Here is a 19,691-nt window from a genome sequence, read left to right as displayed (position 1 = left end):
TATTATTATGGGTTAATCCAGCTAGGCAAGGTCATAGACACGGCAGGGATATAGGTCACCAACATCAGCGCTGCCAGAATTGCCAAGTAAAATGGCCAAATACTTTTTACCGCTCGTTGAATCGGCACACCACCAATGGCGCAACCTACAAACAGACAACCACCAACAGGAGGCGTACATAGTCCCAACCCCAAGTTCATCATCAACATGACACCAAACTGGATGGGATCCATACCAAGGCCAACAGCAACCGGTAGAAAAATGGGGGTACAGATTAGAATCAGTGCAGCCATGTCCATAATCATGCCTAACAAAAGCAAAATCAGGTTCATCAACAAAAAGATGACTATCGGGTTATCCGAAACAGACGTAAGCGCACCCGCTAGCACTTTTGGCACTTCATAGAGCGCTAGCATGTAACCAAATGCGCCAGCACAGCCCACCAAAATCATCACCATCCCCGTTGTTTTTACCGAACGGATAACAGCAATCCAGAAGTCTTTTAAGCTTAAAGAACGATAAACAAACCCAGTAATAACTATTGCGTACAGAGCCCCAATAGCTCCAGATTCAGTCACAGTGAAGATGCCAGATAACGCACCACCCACCACGATGATCGCCGTAACTAAGCCTGGGAAAGAGGCAATAAACGCCACAAAAACAAATCGCCACCCAGCAAACTCTTCAGTTGGGAAATTCTTACGAATCGCGATCCGACGAGCAACAAAACCCAACATCAAACACATCAAAATACCGGGTACAATGCCCGCTATGAACAGGCTAGCAACGGAAATACCACCGCCTGCTGCAACCACATATAAAATCATATTATGACTAGGAGGAATCAAGATGCCTGCAATAGAAGAACTTACCGTCACGTTCACTGCATAGTCATCGTCATAGCCTTTTTCCTTCATCACAGGAATTAGCAAAGACCCTAGAGCGGATACATCCGCTACTGCTGACCCAGAAATGCCACCGAACAACATACTGGAAAAAACGTTAACCTGCCCCAAACCGCCACGCATCCAACCAACACTGGCAGACGCTAAGCGAATCAAACGAGCAGCAATACCACCATGCAGCATTAGTTCCCCGGCGAAAATAAAAAAGGAATCGCCAATAAAGAGAAGGTAGACATACCCGCCACAATGCGTTGGAAACCAATCATTAGTGGCAAACCTTCGTACCAAAATGCACTGATCGCGGCCATACCTAGTGCAAACGCCACCGGCACACCCACCACAGTCAACAAGGCAAAAATGCCCAATAGAATTGCTAAACCCATGTTATTTATCCCCTTTTGGAGCGGATTTATTCACGGTTTCCTGAGATGAAAACAACGCGACCACGCCATTAAACACACGGTAAGAAGAGAAGAGAAAAATTAGAATACCCGCCGTCACGACTGGAATGTAACGAACCCCATCGGGAATGCCCAATAAAGGAATGTTGCGGCTCCAAGCAAAAGAAGCCAATTCTTGGCTGTAGTAAGCCATAGCGACACCGAATACGAATAATGTCAGATCAATAAATATATCGACACACTTCATACTCTTCTCAGGTAACACCAAAGACAGCATTTCAACGCTTAAATGTGTACGCTGATGAATACCAACAGATGCACCTAAAAAGGTAATCGTAGTCACCAACAACATGGCCATTTGCTCAACCCAAGTTGGGGTGTCATTTAAAACATAACGACCAAATACTAACCAACCAAACGACACAACTAAAATGACCATACAAACACCAGACATGCTCATAGCAATGACGGACAGCACATCAAGGAAACGTTTGACGATCGGTTCTTTTATGGGAGAAGAGTTCATCACATTACTCGGGGTAAAAAATCATCGAATTACCACCACCCAACATCAGATCATTAGATGGTGGCGCTTACATCACTCTACGACTTAGTTCGTATTGCGAATTTTTTCGATTAATGGAGCCAATGTAGGGTTATCTTTAACCGCTTTCGCATATACCGGTGCCATCGCATTTTGGAAGGCTGACTTGTCTTTGATTTCTGTAATATGAATACCAGCATCGATTAGCTTTTGACGGCTCTCGGCGACTTTTTCACCCCATAATTTACGCTCAAGCATTGCGCTGTCTTGTGCGGCTTTACGAATGGCCTTTTGATCGGCTGGAGACAACTTAGCCCATGCTTTTGCACTGACACTCAAGGTTTCAGGCAAGATTAGGTGCTGAGTCAAAGAATAATATTTTGCCACCTCAAAGTGATTACTAGAGTCATAGGATGGCCAATTGTTTTCGGCCCCATCCACTACCCCTGTTTTAAGCGACTGATACACTTCCGAATACGCCATTGGTGTTGCGTTACCACCTAGCGCTTCCACCATGCCAACATAGAGCTCATTGTTCATTACACGAAACTTCATGCCTTTCATGTCTTCAGGTGTTTTTATCGGCTTACGTGAATCGTAAAAAGAACGAGATCCAGAATCGTACCAAGCCAAAGAGATAATCCCTTTTTTCTCCATTGCTTTACTTAGCTCGTCACCAACTGGGCCATCCATAACGCGATGCATGTGTTCAACGCTTTTGAAAATGAAAGGCAGAGAAACGACGTTAACTTCTGGGACAGAGGCACCGATCGGGCCTAAGTTAAACTCAGCAAAATCGATACCGCCGACTTGCATCATCTGAATAGCATCTTCTTGGCTACCAAGGATAGCACCATTATAAACTCGACCGCTGACGCGGCCATCAGTCGCTTTTTCAACCTCTTTAATAAAGGACTCCATTGCAACCGTGACAGGATACCCTGCTGGATGGACATTCCATCCCTTCCAGTCAGCTTGTGCTAAGGGTGCAAAGCATGCCGTTGCTAAAGCACCGCTGACCAGCAAAGCAGACCCGATTTTTTTAGTGGAAAATTTTTTTATCATTGTTATTTCTCCTTTTTCGTCGCCTTCATCGACGACCGTTTTTGTTGTCAAATTATCGTTTGAATGAAACAAATATAACCAACAATCTAATTAGTACCACAACCTTTAGTTGTAATACAACATACATCATATGAATAAATAAAAAAACTCGTTACCCCCCCTATTAATAGGCCAATACACATAAAAAAAATCCGATATCATCATATGTGATATACTGACATCACCCCTATACACTTATTACAGGCCATTATAGAAATGTCAGGAAAAGCTAAGACCAAATTGCGTCTTCCGCAACAAATAGCCATACGTCTACGAGATAAAATCGCAAAAGAAAAGCTTGTTCCTGGTGATAAGCTACCAACAGAACCAGATTTAATAAAAGAAATGGGAGTAAGCAGAACCGTTTTGCGTGAAGCCATCGCCACGCTAAAAGCGGAAGGTTTAGTTGAAGCAAAACAGGGAGTGGGTGTATTTGTGTCCAGTCCAAAAACAGAAACGATGGCCAGTTTAGCGCAAGGTGAAGTAACCTTAACGGTGATTATAGAAACGCTTGAAATACGTATTGCACTTGAGGTTGAAAGCATTGCATTAGCAATATCACGTAGTTCAATAGCGCAAGAAGCCGAAATTTATCGCTGTTTTGACCTTTTGGAACGCCAACTAAAAAACAACAAAAGTGCAGAGCAAGAAGATTATGATTTCCACCTTGCTATTGCCAATGCTAGTAACAATCAACACTTTATCGACCTATTATCCATATTAGCCAAACGCACCATCCCACGAACCCGATTACATGATGCAGCAAACCTAACTCAACAGCCTGGCCTTGAGGAAATATTGGTAGAGGAACATAAAGCCATCATTGACGCTTATGCCAAAAAAGATATAGAAGCCGCAAAAAAGGCGATGAGAACACATTTAATAAATGGGCTTGGGCGGTATAGAGGATTAATCAGAGAAATAGATCGGAAGTCATCATAGTATGAATTAGGAAAGAATCATCCTCACAACCTCTTAGCTAAGAAGACCCTAACCTCTTAGCTAAGAAGACCCTAACCTCTTAGCTAAGAGGTTAGCTTAACAATAATCGGCACACAAACCACAATCACAACGGAAGAAATTAACGTAGAACGCGCGATTGCATTCGCCGTTGATTTCCCATCGTCGCCTTTCGACACTGCCGACACATAGGCCGAGGCCGCTGTAGGCGCACTTAAAAATAAGAAAAGGAACAGCAACTCTTTTTGCGTAAAGCCAAGCAGAAAACCAAAAAAGGTAAATAGAAACGGACTGATTAATACCTTACACAGAATGGCAAATGAAAAAAATCTAGGCAATTTCAGACCGCTGGTTGCCAGCGCACCACCAATACAAAGCAACGCCAAAGGCAGCGTCATATTGCCAATCAAAGTCCCTGTTTTGACCATAAAAAGAGGCAAATGCAACGCCCATAAATTTGCCAAAACACCAAAAATTATTGCCAGTATCAATGGGTTTTTCGCCATATTTTTCAACATAGCGCCAACGTTTAGTGAACCATGGCTGTAACGAGTTAAAATAATTTCAGCCAAGATATTAAACAGCAGCACACTTAATCCAGACATCACCCCACCGATGGCAACGCCTTCTTGGCCGAACATGTTCACAGCTAGCGCTAAACTAAATACCCCGCAATTTCCTCGAAAGGCTATTTGTACGAAGACTCCGCGCTGTGAGGAAGGCAGTGACAAACGGATAGCAAGAAACCAAGCCAATAAAAAGGTAAGTAAAATAGCGAGGACAAAATACAATGCGAAATGCAGCCGAATAAGGCCACTGAGATTATTGGAATACAGCCCCAAGAAGAGCAGCGTTGGCATGCACACTTTAAAAACAAATTTCGAACTGACAAAAATAAATTCATCATTTATCAATTTAATTCGTCTTAAAAAGAATCCTGCTGCCACCATAAGTAAAACAGGCGCAGCCACATCCATAATGACGCTTTTCGCTTCTAACAACATAGACATCCTTAATAGAACACTCTATTACACCTATAGCGTGAATAGAGTGTTCACTCAACCGATTGGGAAAGTCTACTTTATAGCAACTTTCCGTCGACTAATTGAGGGATATTCAAAGGATTCTTGTCTTGAATTGCCTCAGGGATCAATGAGCTAGGGAAGTCTTGGTAACACACTGGACGCAAGAAACGATCAATCGCTGCGCTACCAACAGACGTAGAACGACTATCAGAGGTTGCAGGGAAAGGACCACCATGAACCATGGAATGACAAACCTCTACACCCGTTGGGTAGCCATTACATAGGATTCGACCCACTTTACGCTCTAGCGTTGGTAACAAAGCTCGAACGGCTTCGACATCCGCATCTAACATTTGAACCGTCGCAGTCAATTGACCTTCTAAGTGCTCAGCCACCACCTTATACTCATCCAAGGTATCGCATTCGATGATCAAAGACGTTGAACCAAATACTTCATCTTCCATGGACTCATCAGCCAAGAACGCTTTCGCACTGGTAGCGAATACATGTGGGCAACACTGGTTTGGTTGATCGCTGTCATTCCTTTCGCCAACAGTGCCGCTGCTGAGTTGCTATTTAGCTTCTCAACACCTTCACAATACGCTTGGTAAATACCTGGCGTTAGCATGGTTTGTGTGCCCAATGCTTGTACTTCGCTGGCAACCGTCGCTTTAAAGCTATCCGCAGCTTCCCCTTTCAACAAAACAACCATGCCTGGGTTTGTACAGAATTGACCTGCGCCCATGGCAAGTGAACCAACAAAACCTTTCGCCACACTTTGTGCTTCAGCAGACAGTTTTTCAGGCATGACAAAGACTGGGTTGATGCTACTCATTTCGGCATAAACAGGAATTGGCTCAGGGCGATTTGCAGCGATATTCATTAGCGCAACGCCACCACTACGAGATCCAGTAAAACCAACGGCTTTAATAGAAGGATGCGCCACCAAAGCACTCCCGATTTCACGGCCGGAGCCATAAAGTAAAGAGAAAACGCCAGCCGGCAAACCGCATTTTTTAACCGCCGCCGCAATCGCGCGGCCAACAAGTTCAGACGTTCCAGGATGAGCAGAATGTGCTTTGACAACAACTGGGCAACCTGCCGCCAATGCAGACGCTGTATCACCACCCGCAACAGAGAAAGCCAATGGGAAGTTACTTGCACCAAAGACCGCGACTGGACCTAGGGCAATTTTTTGGAAACGTAAATCTGAGCGAGGTAATGGCGCACGATCTGGCATAGCTGGATCAATGCGAGCATCGGTTGCTTTGCCCAAACGAACAACACCAGCGAACAATCGTAATTGTCCCATAGTACGGCCACGCTCACCTTCAATACGCGCTTTTGGCAAACCAGATTCTGCCATGGCGCGTTCTACCAAAACATCACCGAGTGCGAGAATTTCATCCGCAATACACTCAAGGAAAGCAGCACGTTTTTCTGTACTAATGGCACGGTATTGATCAAACGCTTGCCATGCTGCACTAACCGCTTGCTCAACTTCGGCTTTGGTTGCGCCATTATAAGCAGGTTCGAGTGTTTCATTTGTTGCAGGATTGATTGCATAAATGGCATGTTGTGTGCCTGTAACATCTTGACCCGCCACTAATGAAGTGCCTTTAAGAAGCTCTTTCGTATCCATGTTTCCCCCTGATTTTAGCTCTAACGCAAAATTGAGCTGTAAAAACAGAAATAGGCTGAGCCCATTTCAAGCAAATTACTCTAAATCAAACTTGTTGTTGCTTTGGTAACGCTCGTACAAGTGGTACGCGCGATACAGGTGGTTGTGCATGGCATTTCTCGCCCCCTCTGCATCTTTGTTTTTAATGCAGTTGAGGATTTCCAAATGCTCTGAGCGCACGCGATGCAAGTACTCATCGGTTGCAACCTGATTCAAGTTTGAGTTAACTAATTTGGCTCTGGGGATAACGTTCTTGTTAAATTGTTCGTAGAACTGCTTCAAAAAAGGATTTCGTGTTGCCGCACAAATAGCCAAATGAAAAGCGTAATCTTCTTTTCGAGCTAATTCACCGCGGCTTAACGCGTCATCGAAAGCATTAAAATGCGCTTCCAGCAATGCCACATCCTCGTCTGAACGGCGTAACGCCGCCAATTCACACGCTGTGGTTTCAACGCTCAATCGCATTTCTAGAATATGTAGAATGTCAGCAATGGCAGTTGGATCGATCTGATACGCGAACAGCGTTTCGCTGGACTGAGCGCGGATTACGCTGGTACCCACTCCGCGCTTAGTTTCGACCAAGCCTAAAGACTTCAACTGCGTAATTGCCTCTCGGATCACAGTACGACTCACACCAAATAGGTCACACAATGCGTTCTCTGTTGGTAACTTATCTCCGACAGCTATACGCCCCGTTGATATCTGCTTTTCAAGCTGTTTTGCCACATTGCTCGCTAAGCTATCGCCTTTACCAACCCGCTCTATTTGTAATGAATTTGCCACCGAATGAACCCCATGCATACTAAAATGCGCCACATATTCTAAAAAACAAGAACATTACCCCAGTACCACCTATCTAACAAGCGCTGGCTTTTTCGGATCGAATGTCCAACCCGGAATAAGAAACTGCATCGCTTGGCTATCATCACGTTGACCCAAGGTTAACGTCTTATATAATTCATGCGCTTCCATCAATTTTTCACGATCCAATTCAATACCTAAACCGGGCTTCGTTGGTACCGTGATTTTACCGCCACGAATTTTTAGTGGCTCTTTGGTCACACGCTGTCCATCCTGCCAAATCCAATGAGTATCAATGGCTGTCACTTCACCAGGACACGCTGCCGCAACGTGCGTCATCATCGCTAATGAGATATCAAAATGGTTGTTGCTGTGAGAACCCCACGTCATACCCCATTCATTACACAGTTCGCCAACCGCTACAGCACCTTGCATAGTCCAAAAATGGCAATCTGCCAACGGGATATCAACAGAATCCAAACGCACAGCGTTCTTAAACTGTTTCCAGTCCGTCGCAATCATGTTGGTGGCTGTTTTTAATCCGGTACGACGTTTAAATTCCGCCATGGTTTCACGACCAGACCACGCACCTTCTTGACCGCAAGGGTCTTCTGCGTAGCTCAACATATGTTTGACTGGAGTAAGATAGTCAACCGCCTGATCAAGTGTCCACGCACCATTTGGATCCAGTGTTAAGCGCGCATCAGGAAAGGCGTCATACAAAGCCGCAATACATTCCGCCTCTTGATGGCCATCCAACACGCCACCTTTTAACTTGAAATCTTTGAAACCATAGCGGGCGTATGCGGCTTTGGCTAAGGTAGCGATGGATTCCGGTGTTACCGCTTCCAGGCCGCGTACACGATCCCATTCATCAATAGGGTTGTCGTAGGTTGGGTAAGGCAAATTTGTCTTAGTGCGATCGCCTAAAAAGAAAAGATAACCCAGAGCTTCAACTTCATCACGTTGCTTGCCGTACTGGCCAAGCAGATCCACAACCGGCAACCCCATGTTTTGACCAGCTAGATCCAACAACGCCGATTCAATTGCCGTAATAACATGGACTGCGGTTCTTAGGTCAAAAGTTTGATTACCACGAACATCATCGGCCTTACCCGATGTTGCACGGCGAACATCGCTGATGATGCTTTTCCACTTACCAACACTTTTACCTTCCACCAGTGCACGACACTCTTCGAGTGTGGAGATGATTTTATCTGTGGCTGGCACTTCACCCAGACCAATATTGCCATCGTTGTCTTCCAGCACCACCACAGTACGAATAAACCAAGGTGCGTGTCCGCCACTTAGGTTTAATAAAAAACTATCATGTCCAGCAACCGGAACAACTTGCATCTTTTTTATTGTTGTAAACATAATACGAGTCTCTACCTTGTGATAAAAATGAGAAGGCCTGACTATCCAACCAAACCTTCCCTAAGGTTTATATGTTTTTCTTAATGATCGCATCTAGCTCTGCAACTTCACCTGGCGTTGGCATGGTTAGCGGTGCTCGCACATCACCAGCAGTCTGCCCCATTAGTGTTGCACCAGCTTTGATTAAGCTAACAGCGTAGCCTTTTTTGCGGTCGCGCAAACGGCAGAATGGAATAAAAAGTCTTTAATGATTGTCGTAACAACCGTCTGATCTCCAGCGCGCAATGCTTTGTAAAACTTGTTTGCCATTTCCGGCATAAAGTTAAACACAGCAGAAGAATAAGTATTCACGCCAATAGACAAGTATGCTTCAGCAAAAATCTCAGCCGTTGGCACGCCACCAATGTAAACCAAACGATCACCAACGGTTTTGATGGTGTCGTTCAGAGCTGCAATGTTGCCAACACCATCTTTCAACGCCACCATATTAGGATTCGCTGCCGCCAACGCTTTAACCGATTCGGCGCTTAAAATGCCATTGCCACGATTGTAATAAATGAACTGAATGTCTGCGCTTTGCATAACCTGAGATGCGTAATCAACAACACCATCTTCTGGGCATTCTGTTAGGAAAGGCGGCATCAATAAAATACCATCACACCCAGCATCCGCAGCGATCTTTGCGAAGTTAGAAGCGTCTTTTACGCTGCGACCTGCCGCTGCGATGACTGGCACACGACCCTTAACAGTTGCGACAGACACCTCAACGATTTCACGGAAATCCGCTTCATCTAAAGAGAAAAACTCGCCCGTACCACCCGCAATAAAGATAGAAGAAACGCCGTGTTTGATAAACGACTCAAGACGCTCCTTGTACGTTTCGGCGTTGAATTTGCCCGCCGCATCAAAATCCGTAACTGGAAAGGACAACAATCCATCACTCAATGCTGATCTCATTTGTTCAACTGAAAAAGCCATACTCTTTTCCTCTTTTATTATATTAATTAGTCCATTCCAAAGCGGAAGGTATTAGGTTGTTTATTTGTAATACATCATACAACTAAACATGGTAATTACAAGTCAAATTCGTACAATTATACCGTTGCGCTTAGGTCACTGGCGCAGGGTTAAATAACACAAGGTCGTTGTGCAGTCCTAGTCGATCCGCAGCCACTTGTTTGCGTCCACTTGCTACATCCAATATAAGATGGAACAACTCCCAACCGGCTTCTTCTAAAGTGATTTCCTTGGTCGCCATGCGACCCGCATCCATATCAATCAAGTCATGCCAGCGGTTGCCTAACGAACTGTTGGTCGACACTTTAATCACCGGTGCCACTTCCAAACCATAGGGTGTTCCACGCCCCGTAGTGAACACTTGAATATTCATACCAGACGCAAACTGCAAGGTGCCACAGATAAAGTCACTGGCAGGGGTCGCTGCGAAATTCAAACCACGTTTACGGATACGCTCACCGGGACTCAATACATCGACAATGGGACTGTTACCCGATTTCGTAATCGACCCCAAAGACTTCTCTACAATGTTATTCAAGCCACCCTTTTTATTACCCGGCGTGGTGTTCGCACTGCGATCCGCTTGACCTTGATTCAAGTAATCATCATACCACTGCATTTCACGCAACAAGGCTTTGCCGACTTCAACGGTTTCAGCTCGTGGCGTTAGCAAATGAATGGCATCACGCACTTCGGTGACTTCTGAAAACATCACCGAACCACCAGCACGAACAATTAAATCCGACGCATAACCCACAGCGGGATTGGCGGTAATACCTGAAAACGCATCACTTCCGCCACACTGCATACCAACAATGAGCTCAGAGATAGGGCAAGGTTCACGACGTCGCTTATTTAAACGTTTAAGGTGTGCTTCAGCCATGTCCATAATATGATCAACCATGTCTTGAAAACCATGATGCGATTCATCTTGTAGGCTCACCACATGGTCATTCAATGTATTGGCGGCATTGGAATTTGACATGATATTAATGGCTTGAGTGTCATCGATTTCGAGCAAACGAGACGGTGACAATTTTTCACAGCCCAAGCCAATGACCATGATTTCGCCCCCAAAATTTGGGTTTTTTGCCATATTTTGCAAAGTGCGAATTGGCACAATAGCCGCAGGTGCCGTAATTGCCACACCACAACCGTAGGAATGATTTAACGCCACAACCCCATCCACATTCGGATACTTTGGCAACAGCGTTTGCTTAATCAACTTTACAACATAATCGGTTACGCCAGCCACACACTGCACACTGGTGCTGATGCCTAATAGATTTTTTGTTCCTGCGGAGCCATCTGCATTTTTATAACCATCAAAAGTGTAGCCTTCCAACGGCTCAAAAGCGGGTTTCTCACGAGTAGCTAAAGGCAACTCATCTAGGTTTGGTGGCGTTGGCATTCGAACCACCTGTTCGGATACCCAACATCCCATTTCCAAATCTTTGTTCGCATAACCAATCACCTCGTTATAGCGAACAATTGTCTCACCTTCTTTAATGGCGCGTAGTGTCACTTTATGGCCTTGCGGCACCGCTTCTTTAAGGACAATACCATTGTCCAGCTCAGCACCTGCTGGCGCACCACCTTGATTCAAGATAATCGCAACGTTGTCATTATCATGAATCTTAATTAACACATATGACGAGCTCATTTACTTGCTCCTTGTTTCGCATGTTGCTTGCTTTTTTTATGTATCATGATGGACACACCGATCGATAAAGCGATTAGCCCCCACAACACCATCGCAATTGGGCTTTTCGTAAATAACACAGAGTACTCACCGTAAGACTCTAGACTCTTCACAAAGTACACTTCTGCACTGCTACCAAGGATAAAACCAATCACCAAGGGAGCGACTTCGATACCAATTTTAGTGAAAATCCAGCCCGCTACGCCGAAAATAAACAAGGTCCACACGTCAAACATAATGCCGTAGTTGATCGCATACGCCCCAACTGTGCACATCATCACGATAATGGGATAAAGAATAAACTTCGGAATTAATACCACTTTGGCAATGTGACGAATGGCATAAAACATCACCACAAACATCACAATATTGGCGAACATCAACGCCGTGATCATCGAATACCATGTATTGATGTTTTCACCGATAAACAAAGGGCCCACTTGCAAACCCTGCAAGGTAAAAGCACCAATCAACACCGCAGTTGTGCTGTCACCAGGAATCCCCAAAGACAACAAAGGAATCAACGCCCCGCCCGTCAAGCCATTGTTAGCCGACTCAGACGCCACCAACCCTTCTGGTTCGCCCGTGCCCATTTTTTCTGGCGTTTTGGAAAAGTTTTTCTGCTGGGTATAAGCCAAAATAGACGCAGCGCTGCCACCAATACCAGGCAACATGCCAATAAAGGTACCAATCGAAGACGAACGCAGTAAATTGCTCATCTGACCTTTAAAAATTCGATATGAAAACGGCGTACCTTTCGTTAAGTTCACCTTATTTTCAAGAGACGGTTCTTTCACCCCCTTTTCGGCTTCTTCAATGATGGTAGAAATACCAAAAAGGCCAATCAACACAGGCAACAACGAAAAGCCATACGCCAAATACGGCTCCATAAACGACGCCATCAAACGATACTCACCGTTCCCACCATTAGACACGTCATAGGTACCGATTAGACTCAGCAACACACCAAGCAAGCCACTAAACACACCCATCAGAATATTTTTAGACAAAGACGCAATCACAGACATTGCAAAGAAGATCATCAAGAACTTCTCAACATACGAGAACTTAATGGCGAAGTCAGCCAAGACAGGCGCAAAGAAAAACAAAATCAACGCACTAAATGTGCCGCCGAATAAAGAAGCCACAATACAGGTTTTTAATGCACGCTCCGCTTCGCCACGTTGTGCCATTGGGTAACCATCAAACGTCGTCGTGATAGACGATGGGGTTCCTGGAATGTTCAACAACACCGCTGGAACCAATCCACCAGATATGCCACCAACATACAAACCCAGCAACAACGCCAACCCTTCTTGAAGACCCAACGTATACGTCAGTGGCAAACATACCGCCACAGCCATCGTTGCTGTCATGCCAGGAATAGCGCCAAAAATAATACCGATAATCGATCCCGCCGCCGCCAACAAAAAGAAAGCAGGCGAAAGTAATTCAAGAAATTCCATAATGCTACTCCGTCTCTAAGGCATCGACACAAGGAAGAAATGGTACAGAACAACCCAAACAACCGTCGGTGCGATCACCGCATTGGCTACTATGATTGTCATATTTCGACGAGTTAAGTCATGGCAATAAAGCATCGACATCAACAGAACAAAAGGAATCGACGCCAATAAGAATCCTAAGCCCATATTGGGTAACACATCACCAACCGCATCCATGCCCCAGAAATAACCGGGAATCAAAGCAAAAGTAACCAGCAACCGGAAAAAGTCTGCATTTTTAACAAAGAACTGATAACGACCAGAACGGATCGCCCGCATTACTGGACGAAAATTCGTGGCCACAATCACCAATCCTAAAATCAGCAATAAAGTGATGATAATTCTAGGAAAGAACTGATGGGACACATCAAAGTCGATCACAACGGTATTTAATGAAGAAAACCAATCAGACATATTAACCCTCTCTAGCGAAACATCGTGCGCTACGAACAAACGACGTTCGCAGCACACACCTACCGGAATTACTTATGTAGGTTATCAATAATTTTCGCGTAACTGTCACGCTTCGCTTTAAAATGTTTTTGCGCTTCAGCAGAGGTACGGAAATTTGGAATGAAGAACGATTTTTTCAGCGTTTCCTGCACTTTGCCGTCTGCAAAAACTTCCGCTAGGGCATTGTCTAAAAACTTAATTACTTCTGGAGACATGCGCTTGTTATATAAGAAGAAAAACTCCTTATCAAACGTAAAATCGCTGTCAGCATCCATAGGAATATTGACCCCAAGACCAGACGCATATTGCATCAACTGATCACGAGACGTTTCGCCCATACCGTTAGGGTTCGCTTGTGCGATCGTAGACGCTTTCGCCGTCAACCAAACAAAATCCATCGCTTTCTGGTCGTCTGCTGGCAAACGTGTGTATTGCTCGTTGGCTTGCACACTGCCATTAATGACATCAGCAAGACCATCGAACAACGCTTGGTTCTTGTCAGACTGAGAGCCAGTATTCAAAGCCACTAGGTTGTCTTCTTGACCTGGATACGCAAGACGCACCGCATTTTTCATCGCGGTATAACCGATTTCAGACACACCACCTGGCTGAATCGCAACGCGAACCGTTTTGCCATTACCCGCCGCATTTAGAATTTCGTCCATGTTTTTGTATGGAGAGTTTTTGGGAATTAGGTAGCCATTACCTGGGTTGGTTGCAAAAGAAGGCCCGATAATCCATTCTTTGAAGGGATCTTCATAGCCTTTTTGTCCATATAGATTTCCTAAATAAGCCTGATCATGGAAAATCATCAAGGTATTACCCGTTGGAACACGAGCTAACGCTTGATAACCTGCGGAAAAGCCTACCGCATCCACTTTAACGTTAGTGTCGATTTTCTTAGCCAAGGCTTCTGCAATGATCGCAGACGCCTGATAAGTATCGCCACCCGTAGACTTAGAACCGATAACAACACGGATATTTCCTCTAATAGGATTATCTGACGCATTTGCTACCGCAGGAGCCAATGCACACGCTGCTGCCATTAGAATTGTCGAGCTCTGAAACAATTTTTTCATAACCGTTTTCCTATAATTGTTTTTGTATTTAGGACAATTTTCGTAGTTACTGTTTTTTTGAACGCACTACATCATACATCATACAACTTGCTTTTCAATACTGTTATCTATTTTTTATCACTTCCCAAACTGCACATCAGCAAACCAAAAAACGCCTACTAATAGGCGCTTATTAAAAACTTACGATCTCAACCCAGTTAGCCCCTTCACCAGTTGGAACTTCTTCTATTTTCATCAATTCGCCCGTCTTCTCATTAATATGATACAAACCTAAGTTAGCGTCATTTTCACCAGACACTACCATAAAGCGACCATCTTTGCTGATTGCGAACCCACGAGGCTGTTGTTCAACTGAAGTCATATTCAGGTAGCTTGGCAAACCAGTAGTTTGATCAATCGACAAAGTGGTAATGATGCTTTTTGTCCTTTCAGACACATACAAAAAGCGGCCATCCACAGACAAATGCATATCTGCAGTCCAAATTTTAGGTAAGTCGTTGCTGGCGTTTTTCGAAGGCGGCACACCATTTTCCAACCCTAATTCTTCTGCAAGGACACCTTCACTTACGTCTTTGAGCGTTAACAAACCGCTACTAGAATCATATACAAAAGTGGTTACTGTTCCTGACAACTCCCCTAAAACATAGACGTACTTTCCATCTTTAGAAAATACAAAATGCCTTGGCCCGGAATGTATACCCGTTTTAATAAAGGCCGGACTGTTCGGTGTTAATTGCCCACTTTTATCATCAAATCGATACTGCATAATTTGGTCATCACCCAAACTAGAAGAAAATACAAAACGATTATCTGGACTGGCATGAATCGCGTGAGCATTACGACCTGCATTCAATACTTGCTGGGCAGACTTTGTCACCACACCGTTTTCGTCGATAGGGCTAACACTGACCACATGGCCACCATAAGACGCAGCAAACAAAAATCGCCCCGTTTTATCCATATCAATATTCGCCATACTAGTAGGTAGCATTGCTTCACCCACTTGCTCTAAGTCCCCAGTTGCAGAGTCAATATGATAAGTAAGAACCCGAAAAGGCTCAGAACGAATTGAAGCATATAGATGAGACTGAGTTGGGCTAATAGACAAAGGCATAACGTTATCACCGGCTTTAGTGTCGCCTAGAGGGATTAGCTTCCCCATCTCACCGTCCAATAAATATCGAGATATCGTGTTGCTTTTTGCATTTGAGACATACACATATTGATTATTTGGGGTCATTAGTCTTAATCCTGTTGGCCTAAAGAACGCTATCAAGTCAGATAATACACTCAAATGTATAACATCACACAAGCATAGGAGCATCAATACACTTTTGCAGTGTGACGACACAAACGCTTTAGGCTAACTTACACAATATTGTGTAAATTATCTGCAATAGCCGCGACAGCATGACGCGTTCTCTTTTAATTCTTCAGCTCGTCCCAATCTATTTTTAGATAAACCATTATTAACCTTAACTCTCATTCAGAAGCGATGGAAATCACCATGAAAGAACCATTAAATATTCAATTTGTGTCTGATGTAATGTGCCCTTGGTGCGTGGTCGGTTTAGGTAATCTCAATAAAGCGTTAGCGTCATTACAAGACGCTGTCGATGTGGATTTTACCTTTCAGCCGTTTGAGCTGAATCCCAGCATGCCGCCAGAAGGGCAGGATTTAAGCGAACACATCACAGAAAAATACGGCATTACCAAAGCACAATCGGATGAAAACCGAGCCATGATTCAGGCACGCGGCAAAGACGTCGACTTTGACTTTAACTTCACAGAGGAAAGTCGCATGCGCAATTCGTTTGACGCGCATCGTTTGTTGCATTGGGCAAAGCTAGAAGGCAAGCAAGCGGAGCTCAAAATGGCACTGTTCAAAGCGCATTTCACTCACAACCAAGACGTCAGTGACCACCAAACGCTCGCGAATCTAGCGGCCAGCGTCAATCTTGATCTAGGCGCTGCCAAAGGCATTTTGGAGAACGGTCACTTTGCTGACGATGTTCGACAACAAGAACAGTTTTGGCAACAAAACGGCATAACGTCGGTTCCAACCGTGATCATCAATAACAAATACGCAATCTCTGGGGGACAACCAGCTGACGTGTTTCAGAATGCGATCGAAGAGATATTGCAAAAAGAAAAAGCAGAGTAGTCCGTTCACCTATTCGGACACATAAAAACCACTCTGCCCATGCTGTCACCAACATGGGCAGAGGTCATCGGGTTACAAGAAACTTCCCCTTCAACCAAACATGGTATTCGGCAGGAAAAGCACGATCTGAGGGAAAATAATCAACAATGCGACCGCCAAGATCATCATCAACCAGAAAGGTAATACGCCACGGAAAATGTCCCCAAGCTCAACGTTCGGAGCCACCGACTTCACGATAAAAACGTTGATCCCAACCGGAGGTGAAATCAGCCCCATTTCAAGCGTCAACACAGTCAACACGCCAAACCAGATAGGATCGATACCAAGCGACAGAATAATCGGAAAGAAAATCGGCAATGTCAGCACCAACATGGCGAAGCCTTCCAAAAAGCAGCCCAGCACAAGATAAATAGCAAGAATCAACACCAAGGTACCAATCACGCCTAACCCCAACCCCGACAACAACTCCCCTACCGCCGTAGGAATATGACTTAATGCCATAAAGGGGTTAATCATGTGCGCCGCAATCAGAATCAACATCACCGTGGCCGTTGTCACGATCGCATCACGGGACGCATTCCAAAGGTCTTTGATAGACAAAGTGCGCGTCAAAAAGCCCACCAATATCACCACCCCAGCACCAACAGCGGCCGCTTCCACTGGAGAAAACAAACCTCCGTAAATGCCACCAATGGTCAGCAGTATGACCGCCACAATAGGGCCGGCTCCGATCAATGCTTTGCCCTTGTTGCGCCAACTGGTTGCTGGACCCGCAGGGCCAAAATCAGGACGGAACCAACAAATCACCATGATCACCAAGATGAACAGCATCAACAGCATAATCCCTGGCAAAACGCCCGCCAGAAACAATCGCCCAATACTTTGCTCGGTCAAAATCGCATAAATAACAAACCCCGTAGACGGCGGAATCAATATCCCCAACGTACCGCCTGCGGCCACCACACCAGTAGACAATCGAGTGTCGTATTTAAAACGGTCCATTTGCCCTAAAGCGACCTTTCCCATGGTTAGCGCAGACGCGACAGACGAACCAGACAGCGCCGCAAAGCCACCGCAACCAATCACCGTGGCCGATGCTAAGCCGCCACGAAACTGCCCGATAATCGCATACGCCGCGTCGTAGAGCTTTTGACTCATTCCCGTGATCGAAGCCACGTTGCCCATTAAGATAAAGAGCGGAATCACCACCAGCTCAGGAGACGAGGCTAACGTAAAGGTCTCTGATGCCAACAAGCTCATTGCAGATCGACTGCTGTCCAGCACCGTGATCCCCACAAAGCCCACAGAAAACATGGCAAACGCCACGGGTACCCGCAACACCAACAAAGCAAACATGACCAAAATGCCGATAAAACCGATCAATGATGCACTCATGCTGTGTCTCCTTTTCGAATATCACGACCCGATAAGGTCAACTCAACAGCACGCAATGCCATGCCCACTGACGTAAGTAAGGCAAAAATAGACAGGCCGTTTTGAAAAAGGTCTTTTGGTAAGCGCAACAAGTTAGTCGACAAATTCAGCATGGTGGAAATCTTCGCGCTTTCGTTCACCGCGTACGCGATACCCAAGAAGATCACCGCCCCCAAAAGCGCCGACAAAATATCGATCACACGGTTCATTAGCTCAGGGTAACTGCGTTCAAAAAGATCCACAGAAATGTGTCCGCCTTGACGATCGCACAGAGCCATGGCGCCAAACACCACAATCACCATGGTCATGGTGATTAAGTCTTGCGAGCCATAAATAGGCGAGCCAAATGCCCGACCAATCACATCCGCCAACAGAATCACCACTTCACACAACAAGCCTAAAGCACCAATAGCGGCGGATAGGGCAATAAGCCCATCCGCCAATTTACGCACAACAGCCAGCATGATTTATTTGCCTTGCATCGCAGCGAGAGTGGACGCGCCACCGACGCTTTTCACATAAGACTGAACCACACCAGAAACCGCTTTCGTAAAGGCGGCTTTTTCTTCTGCGGTCAGTTCAACAACGCTGTTCGCACTGTCGCCTCGTGCCACCTCAAGCGCGGCCGTGGCGGTTTTCATCCACGCGTCTTCGGCACTTTTAGACAAGCCCGCACCACTTGCGGCATCCACTGCGGCTTTCTGTTTTGCGTTTAAATCCGCATAAACACCGCCATTAAGCACGGTATAAAAAGTCAAACGCCCCAATGGCGCACCAAGCGTTAATGCGTCCGCCACTTCGTCTAATTTAAAATCTCGCAGTGTCGATGCCCCAGTGATAACACCGTCAATCAGACCCGTTTGCATGGCGTTATACACTTGGCTGATTGGCATCTGCACTGGCGTTGCCCCTAAAGCCGTCGCAACTTCCGCCGCGGTTGCTCCAGCTACGCGCACTTTTAGGCCCGCAAGATCCGCAGGAGTACGAATGATCTTGTTACGCATAATGAAAATGTTTGGCTCAGACGTCCAGAGCGCCAAAGGCTTGGTGCCCGGAAACTCTTTACTTAGATGTTTGTCGTAAGCGCGCCATAGAGCTTCATAGCCAGGCATGTCTTCTGGAATCGCACCGGGCAATTCCGCAATCATGGTTTTACCAAACTGGGATGAGGTATAGCCGGGCAATCCCCAAGCAAGGTCAGCAGCCCCTTGAAGCACTCGCACGTATTGCTCCACAGGACCCGCCCCCAATTCCCCACCATGATACCCGCGCACAGTCAGCGAGCCGTTGGTCGCTGCGGATAAATCGTTGTTCAACTTCTCAATCACAGAAGCATTAATGGTATGGAACGGCGGAGTAAAGTTGGCAAATTTCAACTCTTCCGCGCTTACTTGACCAGATATCGCCATCGCTGCCGACGCAGCAAGAATCAATTTATTGAATTTCATGTGTTTTCTCCCAAATGCTACTTTTAGTGCCTTCTGAAGGCTTTGTTATTTTTGTAACCAGACAATCCGAATACACAAATCGCCCTTCTTA

15 protein-coding genes and 3 pseudogenes are annotated in these 19,691 nt (G+C 45.5%); 2 read left to right on the top strand and 16 right to left on the bottom strand.

Annotation, left to right across the window (positions count from 1 at the left end):
* Positions 1–5 precede the first annotated feature (5 nt).
* The 3 genes and pseudogenes from N5P32_RS07065 to N5P32_RS07055 all read right to left on the bottom strand — a co-directional run bounded on the left by N5P32_RS07065 (position 6) and on the right by N5P32_RS07055 (position 2,915).
* Positions 6–1,288 (bottom strand): annotated as a pseudogene (locus N5P32_RS07065) (TRAP transporter large permease).
* A gap of 1 nt (position 1,289) precedes the next feature.
* Entirely contained in the window at positions 1,290–1,832 is a 543-nt protein-coding gene (locus N5P32_RS07060; RefSeq protein ID WP_265728406.1) for a TRAP transporter small permease, read from the bottom strand.
* An 84-nt stretch (positions 1,833–1,916) separates the two neighbouring features.
* On the bottom strand, positions 1,917–2,915 hold the full coding sequence (locus tag N5P32_RS07055) for a TRAP transporter substrate-binding protein (protein WP_265728405.1): 999 nt from the start codon (positions 2,913–2,915) through the stop codon (positions 1,917–1,919).
* A 255-nt stretch (positions 2,916–3,170) separates the two neighbouring features.
* Between N5P32_RS07055 and N5P32_RS07050 the strand changes: the two genes are divergently transcribed.
* A complete protein-coding gene (locus N5P32_RS07050) occupies positions 3,171–3,896 on the top strand; it encodes a FadR/GntR family transcriptional regulator (RefSeq protein ID WP_265728404.1) in 726 nt (241 codons plus the stop codon).
* Positions 3,897–3,979: 83 nt separating this feature from the next.
* Here N5P32_RS07050 and N5P32_RS07045 read toward each other — a convergent pair whose 3' ends face one another.
* The 10 genes and pseudogenes from N5P32_RS07045 to N5P32_RS07000 form a co-directional block, all read right to left on the bottom strand.
* The gene (locus N5P32_RS07045; protein ID WP_265728403.1) at positions 3,980–4,918 is read right to left on the bottom strand and encodes an AEC family transporter; all 939 of its coding nucleotides are present in this window, start codon (positions 4,916–4,918) and stop codon (positions 3,980–3,982) included.
* 77 nt (positions 4,919–4,995) lie between these two features.
* Positions 4,996–6,581, bottom strand: a pseudogene (locus N5P32_RS07040) (aldehyde dehydrogenase (NADP(+))).
* A 75-nt stretch (positions 6,582–6,656) separates the two neighbouring features.
* Complete coding sequence (locus N5P32_RS07035; RefSeq protein WP_265728402.1) at positions 6,657–7,403, bottom strand: FadR/GntR family transcriptional regulator; 747 nt, start codon at positions 7,401–7,403, stop codon at positions 6,657–6,659.
* A 69-nt stretch (positions 7,404–7,472) separates the two neighbouring features.
* Positions 7,473–8,798, bottom strand: coding sequence for an enolase C-terminal domain-like protein (locus N5P32_RS07030; protein WP_265728401.1), 1,326 nt, complete (start codon positions 8,796–8,798; stop codon positions 7,473–7,475).
* A gap of 67 nt (positions 8,799–8,865) precedes the next feature.
* Positions 8,866–9,776: pseudogene (locus N5P32_RS07025) on the bottom strand (5-dehydro-4-deoxyglucarate dehydratase).
* 130 nt (positions 9,777–9,906) lie between these two features.
* Positions 9,907–11,478, bottom strand: coding sequence for a galactarate dehydratase (garD, locus tag N5P32_RS07020; RefSeq protein WP_265728400.1), 1,572 nt, complete (start codon positions 11,476–11,478; stop codon positions 9,907–9,909).
* Complete coding sequence (locus N5P32_RS07015) at positions 11,475–12,983, bottom strand: tripartite tricarboxylate transporter permease (RefSeq protein ID WP_265728399.1); 1,509 nt, start codon at positions 12,981–12,983, stop codon at positions 11,475–11,477. Before N5P32_RS07015 ends, garD begins: the two co-directional genes overlap by 4 nt.
* Positions 12,984–12,998: 15 nt before the next feature.
* Positions 12,999–13,436, bottom strand: coding sequence for a tripartite tricarboxylate transporter TctB family protein (locus N5P32_RS07010; RefSeq protein WP_265728398.1), 438 nt, complete (start codon positions 13,434–13,436; stop codon positions 12,999–13,001).
* A gap of 68 nt (positions 13,437–13,504) precedes the next feature.
* On the bottom strand, positions 13,505–14,554 hold the full coding sequence (locus tag N5P32_RS07005) for a type 2 periplasmic-binding domain-containing protein (protein WP_265728397.1): 1,050 nt from the start codon (positions 14,552–14,554) through the stop codon (positions 13,505–13,507).
* A gap of 172 nt (positions 14,555–14,726) precedes the next feature.
* Complete coding sequence (locus N5P32_RS07000; protein WP_265728396.1) at positions 14,727–15,794, bottom strand: lactonase family protein; 1,068 nt, start codon at positions 15,792–15,794, stop codon at positions 14,727–14,729.
* Positions 15,795–16,061: 267 nt separating this feature from the next.
* On the opposite strand from N5P32_RS07000, the gene N5P32_RS06995 reads away from it, so the two are divergent.
* On the top strand, positions 16,062–16,718 hold the full coding sequence (locus N5P32_RS06995; RefSeq protein WP_265728395.1) for a DsbA family oxidoreductase: 657 nt from the start codon (positions 16,062–16,064) through the stop codon (positions 16,716–16,718).
* A 90-nt stretch (positions 16,719–16,808) separates the two neighbouring features.
* On the opposite strand, the gene N5P32_RS06990 is transcribed toward N5P32_RS06995, so the two are convergent.
* From N5P32_RS06990 to N5P32_RS06980, 3 genes are read right to left on the bottom strand one after another with little or no spacing between them, the layout of a single operon-like run.
* Complete coding sequence (locus N5P32_RS06990) at positions 16,809–18,113, bottom strand: TRAP transporter large permease (RefSeq protein WP_265728394.1); 1,305 nt, start codon at positions 18,111–18,113, stop codon at positions 16,809–16,811.
* Positions 18,110–18,616: a TRAP transporter small permease gene (locus N5P32_RS06985; RefSeq protein WP_265728393.1), complete on the bottom strand. Its 507-nt coding sequence runs from the start codon at positions 18,614–18,616 to the stop codon at positions 18,110–18,112. The genes N5P32_RS06990 and N5P32_RS06985 overlap by 4 nt, the downstream gene beginning before the upstream one ends.
* 3 nt (positions 18,617–18,619) lie before the next feature.
* The gene (locus N5P32_RS06980; protein ID WP_265728392.1) at positions 18,620–19,600 is read right to left on the bottom strand and encodes a TRAP transporter substrate-binding protein; all 981 of its coding nucleotides are present in this window, start codon (positions 19,598–19,600) and stop codon (positions 18,620–18,622) included.
* Positions 19,601–19,691: the final 91 nt, after the last annotated feature.

Origin of the sequence: Marinomonas pontica (assembly GCF_026191375.1) — a bacterium.
Classification (GTDB): Bacteria; Pseudomonadota; Gammaproteobacteria; order Pseudomonadales; family Marinomonadaceae; genus Marinomonas; species Marinomonas pontica.
Note: the sequence above shows the minus strand (reverse complement) of the source record. Positions and strands in the feature narration are given on the sequence as shown.